This is a genomic window from Streptomyces fumanus, assembly GCF_014655295.1.
GTDB classification, from domain to species: Bacteria; Actinomycetota; Actinomycetes; order Streptomycetales; family Streptomycetaceae; genus Streptomyces; species Streptomyces fumanus.
This window is the reverse complement of sequence record NZ_BNBI01000011.1, coordinates 1-18,482: the sequence shown is the minus strand read 5'-3', so window position 1 is coordinate 18,482 and position 18,482 is coordinate 1. Positions and strand designations below refer to the sequence as shown.

The 18,482-nt window shown below is 73.0% G+C and carries 14 protein-coding genes; 4 read left to right on the top strand and 10 right to left on the bottom strand.

The features are described 5' to 3' along the window. Nucleotides 1–14: 14 nt before the first annotated feature. The 3 genes from IE316_RS24085 to IE316_RS24075 form a co-directional block, all read right to left on the bottom strand. Nucleotides 15–1,058: an ABC transporter permease gene (locus IE316_RS24085; protein ID WP_190206548.1), complete on the bottom strand. Its 1,044-nt coding sequence runs from the start codon at nt 1,056–1,058 to the stop codon at nt 15–17. A gap of 682 nt (nt 1,059–1,740) precedes the next feature. Continuing rightward, on the bottom strand, nt 1,741–3,657 hold the full coding sequence (gene typA, locus IE316_RS24080) for a translational GTPase TypA (protein WP_190206547.1): 1,917 nt from the start codon (nt 3,655–3,657) through the stop codon (nt 1,741–1,743). A gap of 123 nt (nt 3,658–3,780) precedes the next feature. After that, nucleotides 3,781–6,060 carry an ABC transporter family substrate-binding protein gene (locus tag IE316_RS24075; protein ID WP_190206546.1) on the bottom strand — a complete coding sequence of 760 codons (2,280 nt, stop codon included), beginning with the start codon at nt 6,058–6,060 and terminating at the stop codon, nt 3,781–3,783. Nucleotides 6,061–6,370: 310 nt separating this feature from the next. Between IE316_RS24075 and IE316_RS24070 the strand changes: the two genes are divergently transcribed. From IE316_RS24070 to IE316_RS24055, 4 genes are read left to right on the top strand one after another with little or no spacing between them, the layout of a single operon-like run. Further along, a complete protein-coding gene (locus IE316_RS24070; protein ID WP_190206545.1) occupies nt 6,371–6,661 on the top strand; it encodes an Rv0250c family protein in 291 nt (96 codons plus the stop codon). Nucleotides 6,662–6,682: 21 nt separating this feature from the next. After that, nucleotides 6,683–7,519, top strand: a complete 837-nt coding sequence (gene sdhC, locus IE316_RS24065) for a succinate dehydrogenase subunit SdhC (protein WP_190206544.1) — start codon at nt 6,683–6,685, stop codon at nt 7,517–7,519. Next, entirely contained in the window at nt 7,519–9,465 is a 1,947-nt protein-coding gene (locus IE316_RS24060; RefSeq protein WP_190206543.1) for a fumarate reductase/succinate dehydrogenase flavoprotein subunit, read from the top strand. The genes sdhC and IE316_RS24060 overlap by 1 nt, the downstream gene beginning before the upstream one ends. Then, complete coding sequence (locus IE316_RS24055) at nt 9,462–10,232, top strand: succinate dehydrogenase/fumarate reductase iron-sulfur subunit (protein WP_190206542.1); 771 nt, start codon at nt 9,462–9,464, stop codon at nt 10,230–10,232. Before IE316_RS24060 ends, IE316_RS24055 begins: the two co-directional genes overlap by 4 nt. Here IE316_RS24055 and IE316_RS24050 read toward each other — a convergent pair. From IE316_RS24050 to IE316_RS24020, 7 genes are all read right to left on the bottom strand, one after another. After that, entirely contained in the window at nt 10,213–11,490 is a 1,278-nt protein-coding gene (locus tag IE316_RS24050) for a glycosyl hydrolase family 18 protein (protein WP_229910538.1), read from the bottom strand. The two genes, IE316_RS24055 and IE316_RS24050, sit on opposite strands and share 20 nt — an antisense overlap. 103 nt (nt 11,491–11,593) lie before the next feature. Beyond that, nucleotides 11,594–14,248 carry a SpoIIE family protein phosphatase gene (locus tag IE316_RS24045; RefSeq protein WP_373311280.1) on the bottom strand — a complete coding sequence of 885 codons (2,655 nt, stop codon included), beginning with the start codon at nt 14,246–14,248 and terminating at the stop codon, nt 11,594–11,596. A 280-nt stretch (nt 14,249–14,528) separates the two neighbouring features. Then, nucleotides 14,529–14,936: an ATP-binding protein gene (locus IE316_RS24040; protein ID WP_190206540.1), complete on the bottom strand. Its 408-nt coding sequence runs from the start codon at nt 14,934–14,936 to the stop codon at nt 14,529–14,531. Nucleotides 14,937–15,121: 185 nt separating this feature from the next. Continuing rightward, on the bottom strand, nt 15,122–15,547 hold the full coding sequence (locus IE316_RS24035) for a (deoxy)nucleoside triphosphate pyrophosphohydrolase (protein ID WP_190206539.1): 426 nt from the start codon (nt 15,545–15,547) through the stop codon (nt 15,122–15,124). 10 nt (nt 15,548–15,557) lie between these two features. Further along, entirely contained in the window at nt 15,558–15,761 is a 204-nt protein-coding gene (locus IE316_RS24030; protein WP_190206538.1) for an SPOR domain-containing protein, read from the bottom strand. A 413-nt stretch (nt 15,762–16,174) separates the two neighbouring features. Next, nucleotides 16,175–16,927: a GntR family transcriptional regulator gene (locus tag IE316_RS24025; RefSeq protein WP_190206537.1), complete on the bottom strand. Its 753-nt coding sequence runs from the start codon at nt 16,925–16,927 to the stop codon at nt 16,175–16,177. 149 nt (nt 16,928–17,076) lie between these two features. Continuing rightward, nucleotides 17,077–18,177 carry a DUF4190 domain-containing protein gene (locus tag IE316_RS24020; protein ID WP_373311279.1) on the bottom strand — a complete coding sequence of 367 codons (1,101 nt, stop codon included), beginning with the start codon at nt 18,175–18,177 and terminating at the stop codon, nt 17,077–17,079. Nucleotides 18,178–18,482: the final 305 nt, after the last annotated feature.

Here is an 18,482-nt window from a genome sequence, read left to right as displayed (position 1 = left end):
TAGTTGAGGACGTCTTACCGGCCTGACTTGGGGTCGAGCGCGTCCCGTACGGCGTCTCCGAGGAGGTTGAAGCACAGGACGAACACCACCAGGGCGACACCCGGGAAGAACATGAAGGCCGGGTCCTGCTCGGCGACCTTGGCTCCGGTGGCGAACATGCGTCCCCAGTCGGGGGTCGGCTCGACGAAGCCGACGCCGGCGAAGGAGAGGAACGCGATGGTGAGGATGGTGTTGGGAAGCTGGTACGTGAACTGCACCAGGATCGGTGAGACCACGTTCGGCAGGATCTCCTTGCGGACGATCCGCCAGGGCGAGGCGCCGGCGACCTTGGCCGCCTCGACGAACTCCCGCTCCCGCAGCGACAGCACGGTGGACCGCACCAGCCGGGCCATGGCCATCCAGCCCAGCAGCCACAGCACGATGAGGATCGCCAGCGCCCGGAAGTAGGTCGGCGTCTCGTCCCGGGGATCGACGAAGAACGCGGTGACCACCGGCATGAAGGCGATGAAGAACAACTGCTGCGGGAAGGAGAGGAAGAAGTCGGTGATCCGGCCGAGGAAGAAGTCGGTACGGCCGCCGAAGTAGCCGCCGACCAGCCCGATGACGATGCCGGTCACCATCAGCAGGGTGCTCACGCCCAGCGCCATGTAGAGCGAGGTGCGCATGCCGTAGAGCAGCATGGTGAACACGTCCCGGCCGAACTGCGGTTCGACGCCGAACCAGTGCTCCCCCGAGACCCCGCCGAAGTAGCCCAGCGGCAGCCCGAAGTCGTCCAGGACCGGGTTGTCGTTGACGTACTCGGGGTCCTGCCCGTACAGGGTGTACGGGTCCTTGCCGTAGAGCGCGGAGATCACCGGGGCCAGCGCGGCGATCACGAAGTAGGCGAGGACCACCCAGGCGCAGATGACACCGGTCCGGTCGCGCTTGAAGCGCAGCCACATCAACTGCCCCGGAGAGCGGCCCTCCAGCTTCTTGCCCTCGCCCTTCGTCTCCGGCTCCGGTGCACCGTCGACGACGGCCGACGTCCCGCCGCCCTCGATGTCGATAGGACTTGTCACAGTTCGCCCATTTCACAGGTGTGGGTGTGCCGAACCGGCGGCCCGCGCGGCACGGCGCGGTCGCGGAACGGATCGTGAGAAAGCGTCAGGGCGCCCCGAGGTGTGACGGGAAACCCGCAGCCGGACGCGCGTAGTCCGAACAACGCGCGGCCACGGCCGGACGAGACCTCAGGGACGGCCGCCGGGACAGGCCGTACGGACGGCGAGGGCGGAACGCGACCGCGTGTGCGACTGGGACCGTGTGACCCACCGGGCGTGCATGGCACCGCGCATGGGGCTCCTCCTCGTGACTTCACGTGTTCACCGACGGGAGGGGGTACACGTCCCGCTTCCGACACCCCTGACGGAAGACCGGACACCCCCTGGTGCTCGTGAGCCGGCGCTGTCCCCACAGCGCGAGACCCATTGACCCGAGCGCTACGCGGCTAACTATCTGCCATGAGCAGAAGAAGCGACCACCGTCTTTAAATCTCAATTCAGTCACAGCTCACGGCTGGATCTTCTAAAATCTGGACAAACTGTTCGTGACGAGAAGGCCGCGAAACGGACGTGTTACATGGCTATCGGGCGGTGATCTCCGGATGCCGGACGCCCGTGGCCGCAAGGGAGTTGGGAAAAGGGGTTGCGAAAAGCCCGGGTGCCCCCACGGCGGGGGCACCCGGGCTTCTCGGGGCGGTGCGGGTCAGTTGTGCTTGGCGCGGCTCGCGGCGCGGGCCCGCTCGCGGGCGTCCAGGTTCACCTTGCGGATGCGAACGGCCTCCGGGGTGACCTCCACGCACTCGTCGTCGCGGCAGAACTCCAGCGACTGCTCCAGCGAGAGCTTGCGCGGCGGGACGATCGACTCGGTCACATCGGCCGTGGAGGACCGCATGTTGGTGAGCTTCTTCTCCTTGGTGATGTTGACGTCCATGTCGTCGGCGCGCGAGTTCTCGCCGACGATCATGCCCTCGTACACCTCGGTGCCGGGCTCCACGAAGAGCACGCCGCGCTCCTGGAGGTTCGTCATCGCGAACGCGGTGACGGCGCCGGCCCGGTCGGCGACCAGCGAGCCGTTGTTCCGCGTGGTCAGGGTGCCGAACCAGGGCTCGTGGCCCTCGTGGATGGAGTGCGCGATGCCGGTGCCGCGGGTCTGGGTCAGGAACTCGGTGCGGAAGCCGATCAGACCGCGGGAGGGCACGACGAACTCCATGCGGACCCAGCCCGAGCCGTGGTTCGACATGTTGTCCATCCGGCCCTTGCGGACGCCCATGAGCTGCGTGACCGCGCCCATGTGCTCCTCGGGCACGTCGATGGTCATGCGCTCGACCGGCTCGTAGGTCTTGCCGTCGACCTCCTTGGTGACGACCTGCGGCTTGCCGACCGTCAGCTCGTACCCCTCGCGGCGCATCTGCTCCACCAGGATGGCCAGCGCCAGCTCGCCGCGGCCCTGCACCTCCCAGGCGTCGGGGCGGTCGGTGTCCAGCACCCGCAGCGAGACGTTGCCGATCAGCTCGCGGTCCAGGCGGTCCTTGACCTGGCGGGCGGTGACCTTGCGGTCCTTGACCGCCGCCTTGTTGTCCGCGCCCTTGCCGGTGGCGCCGCGGCCGACCAGCGGCGAGGTGTTGGTGCCGATGGTCATGGAGATCGCGGGCTCGTCCACCGTGATCAGCGGCAGCGGGATCGGGTTCTCCGGGTCCGCCAGGGTCTCGCCGATCATGATGTCGGGGATGCCGGCGACCGCGCAGATGTCACCGGGGCCGGCCTTCTCGGCGGGCTTGCGGGTGAGCGCCTCGGTCATCATCAGCTCGGAGATCCGCACGTTCTGCGTGGAGCCGTCGCGCTTGAGCCAGGCGACCGTCTGGCCCTTCTTCAGCTCGCCCTGGTGCACGCGCAGCAGCGCGATACGGCCGAGGAAGTTGTCGGCGTCCAGGTTGGTGACGTGCGCCTGGAGCGGGGCGCCCTCCTCGTAGGTGGGGGCGGGGATGTGCTCCAGGATGGTGGAGAAGAACGGCTCCAGGCTGGTGGAGTCGGACGGGACCGTGCCGTCCTCCGGCTTGGTCAGCGAGGCGACGCCGTCCCGGCCGCAGGCGTAGACGATCGGGAACTCGATCTGCTCCTCGTCGGCGTCCAGGTCGAGGAAGAGGTCGTAGGTCTCGTTGACCACCTCGTCGATGCGGGAGTCCGGGCGGTCCGTCTTGTTGATGCACAGGATGATCGGCAGCCGCTGCTGGAGCGCCTTGCGGAGCACGAAGCGGGTCTGCGGCAGCGGGCCCTCGGAGGCGTCGACGAGGAGCACCACGCCGTCCACCATCGACAGGCCGCGCTCGACCTCGCCGCCGAAGTCGGCGTGGCCGGGGGTGTCGATGATGTTGATGGTGATGACGTCCCCCCCGTCCTTCGGGTGGTACTTCACCGCCGTGTTCTTCGCCAGGATCGTGATGCCCTTCTCACGCTCCAGGTCGTTGGAGTCCATCATGCGGTCGTCGACGGAGTCGAGCTGGTGCGCGGCGAAGGCACCGGCCTGCTTGAGCATTCCGTCGACGATCGTGGTCTTGCCGTGGTCGACGTGGGCGACGATGGCGACGTTGCGGATGTCGTGACGCGTAACGGACACAGCCATGGTGCGGCGTACTCCCGGAGTGGTGAGGACGGCCAGGTCGCTGCGCTGGCCTCGCCGGGCTGCTGACGCCTCGGCCTTTTCCCCTCCATGGTACGGGGCCGGGAGCAGTGGGCCCCCGCACCCCTAGGCGGCCGGGCTCCCGGAGCCCCGCCGGGGCCCCGGCCCCTGGGCCCCTTTCTTCAGGAAGCCCATGTCCTCGTAGACCGGTGCGGCGAAGCCGAAGGCGCCCGCGTTGGCCAGGCCGTCGCGGGCGACGGTGAGCTGCGGGCGCTGGTAGAGGGGGAGGGAGCCGGCCGCCGCCCAGATCCGGGAATCGGCCTTGCGCAGCAGGGTGCGGGCCTCCTTCTCGTCCAGCGTCCCGGCCGCCTGCTCGAACAACTGGTCGACCTGGTCGGTGCCGACCCGGGTGTAGTTCTGCTCGACGTTGAGCGAGCCGTCGGCGGCCGGGACGGGCTTGGCGTAGATGGGCCGGGCGTCGGTGGCGGGGAACGGCGAGGCGGGCCAGGAGTACAGGGCGAGGTCGTAGGCGCCGGAGGCGATGTGGTCCTTGAAGTAGCTCTCGTCGGACACCTTGCTGATCTCGGTACGGATGCCGATGCGGGCCAGCATGGCGTCGATCCGCTCGGCGACCGTGCGCAGCGTGCCGGAGCCGGGGCCGGAGGGCAGCACGAAGCGCAGGGTGAGGGGCTTGCCGTCCTTGGCCAGCGGGGCGGCGGCGGGACCGCCGGGAGCGGCGGTGCCCTGGGGGGCGTAGGCGCCGGGGGCGCCGCCGCCCTGCGCGCCGGCCCGCTCCCCGCTCTGCCGCTCGCCCTCGCGCTTCTCGGCGCTCTTGCGGTCGTGCGGGTCGGCTCCCCCGTCGCCCTTGCCGCTGTCTCCGCTGTCGTTCTTGTCGTCGTCCTCCTCCCCCACGATGTACGTCCCGTCGTCGCCGCCCGGGGAGTCCTCGTCGGCGCGTTCGGCGCCGGCCGCCTTCTCGGTCCGCTTCGACTCGCGCACCGGGCCGCCCGGGACCCAGCCCGCGTCGGCGAGCAGGGCGCGGGCCTCCTTGACGTCCGGTTCGCCGAGCGCGCCGCTGCCGTCGGCGTAGACCGGCTGCCCGGCGAGCGCGAGGTGGCTGCCCAGCGGCTCGGTGGGCAGGCCGAGCGGGCCGAGGACCGCCTCGGCGAGCTTCTCGCGGTCCACCGCGCGGGCGACGGCCCGGCGGACCCGTTCGTCGGCGAGCGGCCCGCCGGCGCCGTTGAGGGCGAGCTGGGTGTAGGCGGGCTCCAGCGACTTGCGGACCTCGAAGCCGCGCAGGGCGGCCCGCCGGCGCTCCGTGCGGGCCCACGCCGCGCGCCGCTCGGCGCGGGCTAGCGTCTCCTCGTACGCGGCCTCCTCGTCGGAGCCGTGCAGGACCGCCCAGGAGCGCAGGGCCTCGGCGGCGGTCCGCCCGGCGGGGCCGGGCAGCGGGGCGCTGCCGGGGCCGGACAGGGGCGCGCTGCCGGGCCCGGCGAGGGGGTTGGTGCCGTCGGCGGCGTGCGGCGGCGGGCCGGCCCGGCCGACCTCGCGGGCGGTGTCCGGGTCGACCTCGGCCAGGTCGAGGGTGCCCGCGGTGAGCGCGGCGATCCGCTTGCCGCGCGGCACCGCCCGCAGCTCGATCGAGGAGAGCTTGGCCGGCTCGCCCCACCAGCGGGGGTTGCGGGTGAGCACGACCCGGTCCTCGTCGCGGTCGACCTCGCGGACGGCGAACGGCCCGGCGGTGACCTTCAGGGTGCGCCGGGCGCGGTCGTTGAAGGCGTCCGGGGTGCCCATGACGTCCTTCGGGTACAGCGGGGTGAACAGGGAGCGCCAGTCGGCGTAGGGGCGGCTGAAGGTGACCTTGACCTCCAGGTCGTTGTCGCCGCGCTCGATCTTCTCGATGCGGTCGTACCCGGCGTTGCGCGCGGTCCAGTAGGCCGAGTCCCGGCCGGACAGGGCGCGCCACTGGGCGGCGAAGTCGGCGGCGCCGATCTCCCGGCCGGTGCTCCAGACCGCCTGCTGGTTGAGCTTGTAGAGGACGACCTGCTTGGGCTCGGTGCCGACCACCTCGGCCGACTCCAGGTAGTCGGCGTCGCGCACCGGCCGCCCGGCCGCGTCGGTGCGGAACAGCGCGGGCAGCACGGCCTGGGCGACCCGGGCGGTGGTGGCGTCGGCGTCCGCCTGGAAGGCGTTGAGCGTCTCCGGCACGGTGTCCACCGCCCAGCGCAGAGTGCCGCCGTCGGCGATCCGGGCGCGGGCCGCGCCGGCGATGTCCGGCCCGGCCAGCGGCCTGCCCGCCGGGTCGTCGGAGCTGCACCCGGTGAGGGCGGGGACCGCGAGCACGCCCGCGGTGAGGAAGGCGACCGAGCGCGTGACCGCGCGGGGTCCGCCGCCGACGTGGGACATCTCTGCTACCTCCGGAAAGCCGCGGGCGTTCTGTTCCCTTATGGCGGTATATGAAGTTGATCATTTGTATCCAGATGTATGCGGCCACTGAAGGCGAAAGGATTCGGCAACCCAGGGCGACACGACGGCCACGGACCGCAAGGCCACCCGTCCGGCGCAGCGCACCGGCCAGTGCGCCCGCACGCCCCGGCCAATCACCGCACGTCCTCTTCCCAGTGGCAGGTGTGACGCGCGACACTCACAGGCGCATGAACGTCGCCGCCCCAGGCCGGCCTCCGCGGCCGTGTCCGACGGAAGTGAGGACACCCCCATGTCCGTGCACGACGAACTGACGACGATGCAGCGCTGCCTCGACGATCTGTCGAGGTCGATGAGCCGGCTGGAGCAGCAGATCGGCGCCGGCGGCCTGGAGGTGCGACGGGTCCGGCACGACGCCGGTCACCTGCGGGAGAGCGTGGCGCTGCTGCGCGAGGCCGCCGCCGCCCAGGACATCCCGCGCCGGCCGGACCTCGTCACCATCTCCGACGCCCCCTACGACCTCTCCCTGTGGACGGACCTGGACGACGAGGGTCTCGGCGCCCGCGACCGCCGCGCCCCCTGACACCCCGACCGGAGTCGACCAGTGGCCACTGGCACGGAACCCCCAGACACCGAACCCCATCCCCGGGGCGGTGGCGTCCGCTCCCCGCGGCGCGCCGCCATCGCCGCCCCGCACCTGCGCACCGACCGCTGGTGGCTGGCGCCCGCGGGCACGGCCGCCGGCCTGCTCGCGTTCGTCGTCTACTCGACCTGGCGCGCCTTCGCCGACGCGGACTACTACGCGGCCCCGTACGTCTCGCCGTTCTACTCCCCGTGCCTGGCCGAGCGCTGCGCGCCGATGCGCTCGGGCCCCAACTGGGAGATCTTCGGCCCCTGGTGGGGCATCTCGCCGGCGATCATCATCCTGATCTTCCCGCTCGGCTTCCGCCTGACCTGCTACTACTACCGCAAGGCGTACTACCGGGGCTTCTGGGCCTCCCCGCCGGCCTGCGCGGTCGCCGAGCCGCACCGCACGTACACCGGCGAGACCCGCTTCCCGCTGATCCTGCAGAACGTCCACCGGTACTTCTTCTACGCGGCCCTGCTGGTCGCCCTGGTCCTGACCTACGACACCGTGCTCGCCTTCCGCGACGAGCACTACGCGTGGGGCCACATGGGCCTGGGCACCCTGGTGTTTTCGGCCAACATCGTGCTGATCTGGGCGTACACCCTGTCCTGCCACTCCTGCCGGCACATCGTCGGCGGCAAGCTCAAGCACTTCTCCCGGCACCCCGTGCGCTACCGCGCCTGGCGGTGGGTGGGCCGCCTCAACGCCCGGCACATGCAGCTCGCCTGGGCGTCGCTGATCAGCGTGGCCCTCGCCGACCTGTACGTGTACCTGGTCGCGTCCGGTGCCTTCGACGATCCGAGGTTGTTCTGATGACCGTGGTCGACCGGCAGGAATGGGACGTCGTCGTGGTGGGGGCGGGCGGCGCGGGCCTGCGCGCCGCCGTCGAGGCGCGCGAGCGGGGCGCCCGTACGGCCGTGATCTGCAAGTCGCTGTTCGGCAAGGCGCACACCGTGATGGCCGAGGGCGGCATCGCGGCGGCGATGGGCAACGCCAACGAACGCGACGACTGGAAGGTGCACTTCCGCGACACCCTGCGCGGCGGCAAGTTCCTCAACCAGTGGCGGATGGCCGAGCTGCACGCCCGGGAGGCACCGGACCGGGTGTGGGAGCTGGAGACCTGGGGCGCCCTGTTCGACCGGACGAAGGACGGCCGGATCTCCCAGCGCAACTTCGGCGGCCACGAGTATCCGCGCCTCGCCCACGTCGGCGACCGCACCGGCCTGGAGCTGATCCGCACCCTCCAGCAGAAGGTGGTCGCCCTCCAGCAGGAGGACCACCGGGAGACCGGCGACTACGAGTCCCGGCTGAAGGTCTTCCAGGAGTGCACGGTGACCCGGGTGCTCAAGGACGGCTCCCGGGTCTCCGGCGTCTTCGCCTACGAGCGCGAGTCCGGCCGCTTCTTCGTGCTGGAGGCGCCCGCGGTGGTGCTCGCCACCGGCGGCATCGGCAAGTCCTTCAAGGTGACGTCGAACTCCTGGGAGTACACCGGCGACGGCCACGCGCTGGCGCTGCTGGCCGGGGCGCCCCTGCTGAACATGGAGTTCGTGCAGTTCCACCCGACGGGCATGGTCTGGCCGCCCTCGGTGAAGGGCATCCTGGTCACCGAGTCGGTGCGCGGCGATGGCGGGGTGCTGCGCAACAGCGACGGCGAGCGGTTCATGTTCCGCTACGTCCCGGACGTCTTCAAGGAGAAGTACGCCGAGACCGAGGCCGAGGCCGACCGCTGGTACGACGACCCGGACGGCAACCGGCGGCCCCCCGAGCTGCTCCCCCGCGACGAGGTGGCCCGCGCCATCAACACGGAGGTCAAGGAGGGCCGGGGCTCCCCGCACGGCGGGGTCTTCCTGGACGTGTCGACGCGGATGCCCGCGGAGGTGGTCAAGCGGCGGCTGCCGTCGATGTACCACCAGTTCAAGGAGCTGGCCGACGTGGACATCACGGCCGAGGCGATGGAGGTCGGCCCCACCTGCCACTACGTGATGGGCGGCATCGCCGTCGACTCCGACACCGCCGCCGCGCGCGGGGTGCCGGGGCTGTACGCGGCCGGTGAGGTGGCCGGCGGGATGCACGGCTCCAACCGGCTGGGCGGCAACTCCCTCTCCGACCTGCTGGTCTTCGGCCGCCGGGCGGGCTGGCACGCCGCCGAGTACGCCACCGCGACGCGCGGGGCCCGGCCCCGGGTGGACGACACACAGGTCGACCTGGCCGCCGCGGAGGCCCTGCGCCCGTTCTCCGCCGAGGCCGGCGCCGGGGCCACCGGGCCCGCCGGCGGCCCCCCGGAGAACCCGTACTCCGTGCACCAGGAACTCCAGCAGACCATGAACGACCTGGTGGGCATCATCCGCCGGGAGGCCGAGATGAAGCAGGCCCTGGAGAAACTGGCCGAGCTGCGGGTACGGGCCCGGCGGGCCGGCGTGGAGGGCCACCGCCAGTTCAACCCGGGCTGGCACCTCGCCCTGGACCTCCGGAACATGCTGCTGGTCAGCGAGTGCGTGGCCCGGGCGGCGCTGGAGCGCACCGAGTCGCGCGGCGGCCACACGCGCGAGGACCACCCGTCGATGGACCGCAGGTGGCGCAATATAAACCTGCTGTGCCGGCTGACCGACCCCACCGGCGGGCTGGAGGCGACCGACCCGGTGCGCGGCCAGATCGCCCTGGAGCGGGAGACCACCGACCCCATCCGCCCGGATCTGCTCGCCCTGTTCGAGAAGGAGGAGCTGGTCAAGTACCTCGCCGAGGAGGAGCTGTACGAATGAGCGGCTACCAGGCCCGCTTCCAGGTGTGGCGGGGCGACGCGGCGGGCGGCGGACTGACGGACTTCACCGTCGAGGTGAACGAGGGCGAGGTGGTCCTGGACATCATCCACCGCATCCAGGCCACCCAGGCCCCCGACCTCGCCGTCCGCTGGAACTGCAAGGCCGGCAAGTGCGGTTCCTGCTCGGCGGAGATCAACGGGCGGCCCCGGCTGATGTGCATGACCCGCATGTCGGTCTTCACCCGCGGGGAGACGGTCACCGTCACCCCGCTGCGGACCTTCCCCGTCGTCCGCGATCTGGTGACGGACGTCGGCTTCAACTACACCAAGGCCCGCGAGGTCCCGGCGTTCGTGCCGCCGCCCGGTCTCGGGCCGGGCGAGTACCGGATGATGCAGGAGGACGTGGACCGGCCGCAGGAGTTCCGCAAGTGCATCGAGTGCTTCCTGTGCCAGGACACCTGCCATGTGGTCCGTGACCACGAGGAGAACAAGACGGCGTTCGCCGGTCCGCGCTACCTGATGCGGGTGGCCGAGCTGGACATGCACCCGCTGGACGCGGCGGCCGAGGCCGGCCTGGACCGCAAGAGCACCGCCCAGGACGAACACGGCCTCGGCTACTGCAACATCACCAAGTGCTGCACCGAGGTCTGCCCCGAGGGCATCAAGATCACGGACAACGCGCTGATCCCGCTGAAGGAACGGGCCGTGGACCGCAAGTACGACCCGCTGGTCTGGCTCGGTACGAAGATCAGGCGCCGCCGGGACTGACCCAGTCCTCCCGGTACGCCGTCCAGTCCGCCTCGGTCGCGGCGAAGTCGACGTACAGGGCGACACCGAAGCGGGCCCGGTCCGCGTCCGTGCGGGACAGGCCGAGGCGGACGCCCCGGACGGCGGCGGGGACGGTCTCGGCGTGCGCCCGGTGGCCGAAGCGGTTCTCGTGGTAGAAGGGCAGGCCCATCAGCAGGTCGGTGCCGTCCGGGGTGGCCTCCAGGGCGAGCGAGGTCTGCTGGGCGACGTAGCCGCCGTAGGTGCCCTCGGTGGGCTGCATGGTGTCGTACGACATCACGGCGATCTGGTCGACGCGGCGGGCGACCTGCCCGAAGTACCGCTGCGACCACCACTTGGGGTGGCCGGTGAGGGCGCCGGCGACGGCGTGCAGGGCCGGCAGCGGGTCGATCTGGTGGGCGGCGACGGACAGGACGGCGTCCCGGTCGGCGGTGACCTCGCGGACCCGGTCGAGGAGGTCGAGGTAGCCGGCGTCGCCGGAGTGCGCGGGCTCCAGGTCGAAGTGGACGCCGTCGAAGCCCTCGGCGAGGACCCGCCGGGCCGACCCGGTCACCGCGGCACGGGTGGCGGGCCGGTCCAGCCGCATGCCGTCGGGGCCCTCGGTGGCGAGGACGTCGCCGAGCCACGCCTGGACCCGGACGCCGGGCAGGGCCCGGTGCACGGCGCCCGTCAGCCACCGCGCCCTCGGGTACAGCGACCGCTCCAGGGTGCCGTCGTGCTCCAGGGGGCCGGTGTGGACGTACAGGTCGCGGATGCCGGTGCCGGCCAGGCGGCGGGCGAGCGCGGCGATGTCCGCGTCCGTCTTCCGCCCGTCGACCCAGGCGTGCCCGAGCCACACCGCGTCCCGGTTCCGGCTGCGTGTGCCGTCGGCGGGGTCGCCGGTGCCGTTGATCCGCAGGGCGGCCTCGGCGGCGAGCACCGGGAGCAGGAGGACGAGGACCAGGCCCAGGACGATCCGCCGCGCGAGCCGCGCGCGGCGGCGGCTGGGTGCGGGCGAGGGGTTCTCGTCGGCGGCCCGGGTCGCCTCGGTGGGGGTGGCCGGGGGCGGGGACGGGGCGGCGTCTGGGCCGTCGCCCGGGGCTGGGCCTTCGCCCGGGGCTGGGCCTTCGCCCGGAGCCGGGCCGTCGCCTGGAGCCGGGCCGTCGCCCGGGACCGGGTCTTCGCCCGGAGCCGGGCCGTCGCCCGCGATCGGGGCGGCGTCCGGGGACGGGGCGTCCGTGGTGCCTGCCGGTCGTGTCACCCGCGTCACCCGCGTCACCCGCGTCACCCGTGTCGCCTCCGTGTCGGCCGTCGTCGGTGCCTGCGAGGACGGCGCGTACGGGTGTTCCGGTTCCGCTCCGGGGTCAGAACAGGCTCAGCAGGGCCTCCGCCGGGTCGGTCAGGCCGGTCTCGCCGCCGGGCAGCGGCAGTTCGAACCAGACCGTCTTGCCGCGCGGGGTGCGCCGGGACCCCCAGGCCGCGCTGAGCAGGCCGACCAGTTGCAGTCCCCGTCCGCCCTCGTCGGTGTCGCGGGCGCGGCGGCGGCGCGGCTGGACCAGGCCGGAGTCCCAGACCTCGCAGACCAGGGTCCGGTCGAGCAGCAGCCGCAGCCGGATCTCGCCCTCGCCGTACCGCAGGGCGTTGGTGACCAGTTCGCTGACCAGGAGTTCGGTGGTGTCGACCAGCGGCTCCAGGTCCCAGCTCAGCAACTGGGCGCGGGCGTACTCGCGGGCCCGGCCCACGCTGCGCGGCTCGCGCGGCAGGGTCCAGTCGCCCACCGAGTCGGCGGGCAGCCCCTGCACCCTGGCCATGAGCAGCGCGATGTCGTCCTCGCCGTGGTGGCTGTCCAGGGTGTTGAGGACGCGGTCGCAGACGTCCTCCAGGTCCCGGTGGGTCTCGGCGCGGTGGGCCGGCGCGTGGGCGGGGTCGGTGAGCGCGCCGACGAACGCCTGGAGCCCCTCGTCCAGCGGGTGGTCGCGGCTCTCCACCAGCCCGTCGGTGTAGAGGGCGAGCAGCGCGCCCTCGGGCAGTTCGACCTCGACCTCCTCGAACGGCTCCCCGCCGACGCCGAGCGGCAGCCCGGGCGGCACGTCCAGCATCAGCGCGTTCTCGCCGGGCTCGACCAGGACCGGCGGGAGGTGGCCGGCGTTGGCGAAGGTGCACCGGCGGGTCACCGAGTCGTACACGGCGTACACGCAGGTCGCCAGGTAGACCTCGGAGAGGTCGGCCTCGCGGGGGCGGCGGGCGGCCCGGGTGGCCTGCTGGACCCCGCCGGGAGCGCCGAGGCCCCGGGCGATCTCGTCCAACTGGGCGAGCACCTCGGCCGGTTCCAGGTCCAACTGGGCCAGCGTCCGCACGGCGGTGCGCAGTTCGCCCATCGCCACGGCGGCCCGCAGACCGCGGCCCATCACGTCGCCGACGACGAGGGCGGTGCGGTGGCCGGGCAGTTCGATGACGTCGAACCAGTCGCCGCCGACCTCGCTGGGCCGGCCGGTGGCCGCGTTGCCCGGCAGATAGCGGCAGGCGATGTCGAGGCCGGACGCCTCGGGGTCGCCGGGCGGCAGCAGGGAGCGCTGGAGGATCAGGGCGCGTTCGTGCTCGCGCCGGTAGAGCCGGGCGTTGTCGATACAGACCGCGGCGCGGGCGGCCAGCTCGACGGCGAGGTCGCGGTCGCGGTCCCCGAAGGGCTCGCTGCCCTTGGTCCGGGCGAACTGCACCAGCCCGACCACGGTGTCGTGGGCGACCATCGGCACCGCCAGCGTGGACTGCACCAGCCCGCCCTCCTCGGCGGGGACGCTGCGCGGCCGGGCGGTGCGCAGCGCGACGGCGCAGGGCGAGCTGAACGGGTAGTGGTGCACGGCGCCGACCGCGACCCGCTCCCCGGTGCCGAGGAAGGGCGCGTCGGACACGGCGCTGGCGTAGGCGACGCGGCGCAGTTCCGCGCTGCCGTCGGCGAGGCCGTGCGGTGTCTCGTCGCCGACCAGCAGGCCCTGGTAGAGGTCGACGGTGGCCAGGTCGCAGAAGCCGGGGACGACCACGTCGAGGAGTTCGCGGGCGGTGGTCTCCAGGTCGAGGGAGTTGCCGATGCGGGCGCCGGCCTCGTTGAGGAGGGCGAGGTTGCGCCGGGCGGCGGCGGCCTCGCGGGCGGCGGCGCGGCGGGCGGTGATGTCGGTTCCCAGCCAGGCGACGCCGATGGGGCGGCCGGAACCGCTGTGCACCCGGTAGAGGTTGACGGACCAGTGGCGGCGCTCCTCGGAGCCCGGTACGAAGCCCGTGACGTGCATGTCGGTGATGGAGTCGCCGGTCTCCAGCACCCGGCGCAGGGTGGCGGAGACCCGGTCGGCCTCGGCGCGCGGCAGATAGTCGTGGACGCCCTTGCCGCGGTGGTCGTCGGGGGTGCCGCCGAAGAGGGAGGCGAACCGCTGGTTGGCGCGGCGCACCCGCAGATCGGGGTCGATCAGCAGGAAGCCGAACGGAGATTGGCTGAATATCGCCTGCGAGGCGGCGAGGTCGGTCTCGATGGTCCGCAGGGTGCGGACGTCGACGACGATGCAGACGGCGGCCTTCTCCCCGTCCGGTGTCCGCGTCGGCATGACGTAGACCTCGGCCAGTCCGCGCCTGCCGCGGGGCCCGCACGTCTCGTCCGGGACGCGGAACGGGACCACGCCGGTCCACTCCCGCCCGTCCAGGATCTCGGCCATCTTGCGCTGGCCGCGCTCGCGCAGGTCGGAGTCGATGAAGACCTCTATGGGGTCCATGCCGACGGCACGGTCCGCGCTGATGCCGAACAGGTGCTCGGCGCGCAGGCTCCACTGGTCGATCAGCCCGTCCGGGCCGATGGAGAAGGAGGCGACCTTGATGTAGTCGTAGATCGAGCCGGGCGGGCTGCTCTGCCACATGGCGTCGCCGGGCGGCGGCGTGCCCGGCACGCCGCCCGCCGCGTCGCCGCCCGCGGACCCGTCCCGCGCGTCGTCCGGCGGGTACGCGGACCCCGTGGCCCTCGCTGGTATCTCGCTCACGCGAACCGTCCCCTCCAGCTCACCGCGTCCGGCACCGGTCACCGGGGGCGGCTGCCCGCAGTATCCAGCACTACGGGGCCGCACAACACGGTGTTCACGATCACAGCACGATCCCGATCGTTTTCGGTCCGGTCCGTGACAACACTCCCAGTCTTCTAACCAGCGGACACGCCGTCGAATCCCGCACGTGGGCACGGGTCCGGGGCGGGTTCCGCCCGGTGGACGGAACCGGCCCCGGTGTCCACCCGGCCGGGCACGGAGCGTGACGACCGGTGACCGGTCAGCGGGGGACCGCCAGTTCGAACCAGACCGTCTTGCCGGGGTCCGCGGGCCGGGTCCCCCAGCGGCGGGCGGCGCAGGCGAGCAGCCGCAGCCCCCGGCCGCTCTCGTCCTCGGGCCGGGCGGCGCGGGCGCGCGGCGGGTCGGGGAGGGTGTCGGAGACCTCGACGCGCAGCACGCCGTCCTGCGGGCGGGGGCGTACCAGGCGGACGCCGATGGGGCCGGTGGCGTGCCGCAGGGCGTTGGTGACCAGTTCGCTGACGAGCAGCGCGGCCATGTCGTCGACGCTGTCCAGGTGCCAGTCGCGCAGCCGGCCGCGGACCAGGGAGCGGGCGGTGCGCACGGCACCCGGCTCCGCGGGGAAGGTCCACTCGGCACAGTCGTCTTCGGTGTCGATCACGCCGATCACTTCCCCGGCCGGTCAACCCGCCTCACCCATGTCCGTCTCCATGGGACTAAAGGGCACATACCCGAAATCCTGGGCGGGGTACCGTCCGGGGCGGCCCCCCGTGGCAGACGGCGGAGCGCACGGTGTGCGGGCGTACGCACCCGGCCTCCGGTGGCGCCGGAGCGCGCCGGGGCCGACGGGGTGCGTCACGCGCCGGGCGGGCCGGCGGGCGGGGTCACGCCGAGGTGGGTGAGGGTGCGGTGGACGGCCGGTACGTCCGCCGCCAGCCAGGGCACGTCCCAGATCTCGCCGGGGCTGAGCCAGCGCAGCGCGTCGTGGTCCTCCAGGGGCGCGGGGGCGGCGGAGCCCGGCAGCAGCGAGGCGGTCCACACGTGCAGGACGTACGGGGGTTTCAGGGGCCACTGGCCGGGGACGCGCTCGCCGGGGCGGGCGTCGACGCCGAGTTCCTCGCGCAGCTCGCGCACCAGGGCGGCGTCGGGGGTCTCGCCCTCCTCCACCTTGCCGCCGGGCAGTTCCCAGCGGCCGGCCAGCTCGGCGGGGGCGCTGCGGCGCGCGGCGAGCAGGCGGTCGCCGTCGAGCAGGGCGGCGCCGACCACGATCCGTTCCGTCATGCGCCGGAGCCTACGGCAGGGTCCGGTCCGCGCCGTCGGTGCCGTTCTGGCCGACCCGCTCGACCCAGTAGAGCTGCTGGTGGCCGCGGCTGTCGAGGCTGTCGGCTATCTTCTGCGCCTCGGCCCGGGTGGCGTACCGGCCGACGCGGTAGCGATTGCCGTTGTCGTCCTGCCGGTAGACGAGCCAGGGCAGCGTGACCGTGCCGTCGTTCATCGAGCGCCTCCCCTTTCTGCCCGTGATCCGCTTCCCGCCCGCGATCCGCGCCGCGCTCCACCCGCCGAGGAAACCGCAATCCGCATATGCCCGAGCCTACGCCCAACCTTTACGCTGCGAATACGGCTTTTCACGAAGAGGTACGCAACCGGCCAGTATGCGGGGGGCGCGCGACGCCGTACGCGCCGCCGGACCCGGCCGACGCAACGGGTCAGGGGCATGCCGGCGCCGCGGAGGTCACCTGCGAGAACGGCCGGATCCTCGCGGCGCGGGCCCGTGGACACGCCGCGGCGCGCGCCCCCGGGGGGCACCGAGGGGCGTGCTCCATCTCACACCGGGCCCCGGAGGGCTCCGGTCACTTCACCGGCGGCCGGAGGGCCCCGGTCACTTCACCGGCAGGTGGCGGGCCCCGGTCACTTCACCGGCAGGTGGTACGCGACCCGGTAGCGGTCGGCCGGGATCACCACGTCGGCGGTCTCCACCGGGCGGCCCGAGGCGTAGAAGGTGCGCTGGACGACGAGGACGACATGGCCGGGGACACCGCCCAGGGCGTGCAGTTCCTCGGCGAGGCCGGGGCGGGCGCCGACCTCCTCGGTGACGTTGTCCACGACCACGTCGATGGCGGCCATCCGCTCGACCACGCCCATGCCGCCGAGCGGGCCCTCCTCGGGCAGCATCACGGGGGTGCGCCCGGTGACGGCGAGGGGCTCCCAGGAGGTGGAGAGCATCATCGCCTCGCCGCCCTCCCGGAAGACGTACCGCGTGCACATCACGCGGTCGCCGGGCTCCAGGGCGAGGCGTTCGGCGACGGCGTGGCTCGCCTCGGTCTGCTCGCTGCGCGACTCCCAGGTGCCGCGCACCTCGGCGTCGGCCTGCTCCTGCCGGAAGGGCGTGGCGCCGCCGGCCGGCCGGTACCCGGAGCGGGCGATCCGCTTGGGCACGGGCCGCTCGCGCACATAGGTGCCCGAGCCGGAGCGGCCCTCGACCAGGCCCTCGGCCATCAGCACCTTGCGCGCCTCCAGGGCGACGGTGTCCGAGACGCCGTACTCCTCGCGGATGCGGGCCTGGGACGGCAGGCGGGTGTGGGGCGGCAGCAGCCCGTCGACGATCTTCTTGCGGAGATCACCCGCGACACGCAAGTACGCCGGCTGCTCACCGAATGTCACTGGCCGCTCTCCCATCAGGTTGTACAGACAGCAACAGCCTGGCAACCCTAGGTTGTGCCAGGCAAGCAAAGGCCAGAGAATCACTCGATGTGATGACTTGTGCCCGCCAAGGGCTTTACGCAGGCACTTTCTCTCCGTTATAGAAGCCGTCACACCTCCATGCCGCCGCCGTCGCCTCCCGCGTCACCGGTGTCCTCGTACGACGGTGGTGTCGTCGCCAGCCCCAGGGCCTTGCGCGCGGTGACCGCGCCGGCCGGGTCGATGAGGTCGTAGCCCTTGCCGCAGTGCTCGTAGAAGGTGTCCGCGTCGGGGGCGTCGGCGGCCCGGCGCCACTCCGCGCCGGCCCGGTCGAGGCGGTCGGCGAGGTCGGCGACCGGCCGCCGGGCGGCGGCGGGCCAGGTGCGGTCGCGCAGCAGCCCGGCCCGCTCGGCGACGGCGTCCGCGACCCGCCCGGCCCAGGCCCGGTGGCCGGACAGGTCGTCCTCGGCGTACCCGGCGCCGGGCTCGGACTCCAGGGCGGCGTCGAGCACGGCGTCCGCCTTCAGGTAGGCGACCTGGTCGGCGTCGAGGGTGGTTTCGTCGTTGCGCAGCGAGCCGGTGAGGGTGCCGTGCTCGTCGGTGTTGCCGAACAGGCAGGTGACCTCCCGGTCGCCGAGCCGCCAGCTCTGCCGGGTCGGCGTGAGGTAGTACACGTCGACGTCGGCCGGGAGGGCCCAGGCGTCCATCGCGTAGTCGCTGTCCAGGGCGTAGCAGCGGTCGTCGGCGGAGCGCGTGATCTCGTCGTCGCCCGGGTAGGCGCCGCCGGGCAGGTCGAAGGAGGCGAAGACCTCACCGTCGTGCTCCCCGGCGCAGGGCACCTGTTCGATGTCGTAGGTGATGCCCTCCAGGGAACCGCCGGGCGCGTCGAAGCACTGGCCGGTGGTGAGGGCGTAGGCCGTGCTCTCGCCGTCCACGCCCTCGCGGAAGCCGTCCCAGAACGCGGACGCGCCGCCGGTGGCGAGGGCCGTCGCCCACAGCACCAGGCCGAGCGAGGACAGCACGGCGCCGCCCACCGCCAGCCCCTTGCCCCGCTCGCCCCGGCGCTTGATCTGGCCCAGCGCCACCAGGCCCAGGACCAGTCCGACGGCCGGCAGGAAGCAGAGCACGCCGAGCACCAGGGCGCTGATCGCCAGGCCGTTGACGGGCGCGGGGCGCGGCGGAGCGTGGTGCGGGTGACCCCAGGCCATCTGGGGCGGCGGCGGTATGGACACGGGTACCGTGCTCCTGACTCGGGCGGCGGCGCGCGGGCGTCCGCGCGGGATGAGGACGGCCGTACGCCACATCGGTACGGCTGGCCGCATCGTACGGGCGTGGGGGGACCGGGCCTGCCGGGGCCGGTCGTTGCGCGGCGCAGCGCGGCGGCGGTGACGCGGCCGGTGCGGCGCGGCGACGCGGCGCGATGACGGTGAGGCGGCCGGTGCGGCGCGGCGGCGCGGCGCGGTGACGGTGACGCGGCCGGCGGCAGCGCGGCGACGCGGCGCGACGGCGGTGAGGCGGCCGGTGCGGCGCGGCGGCG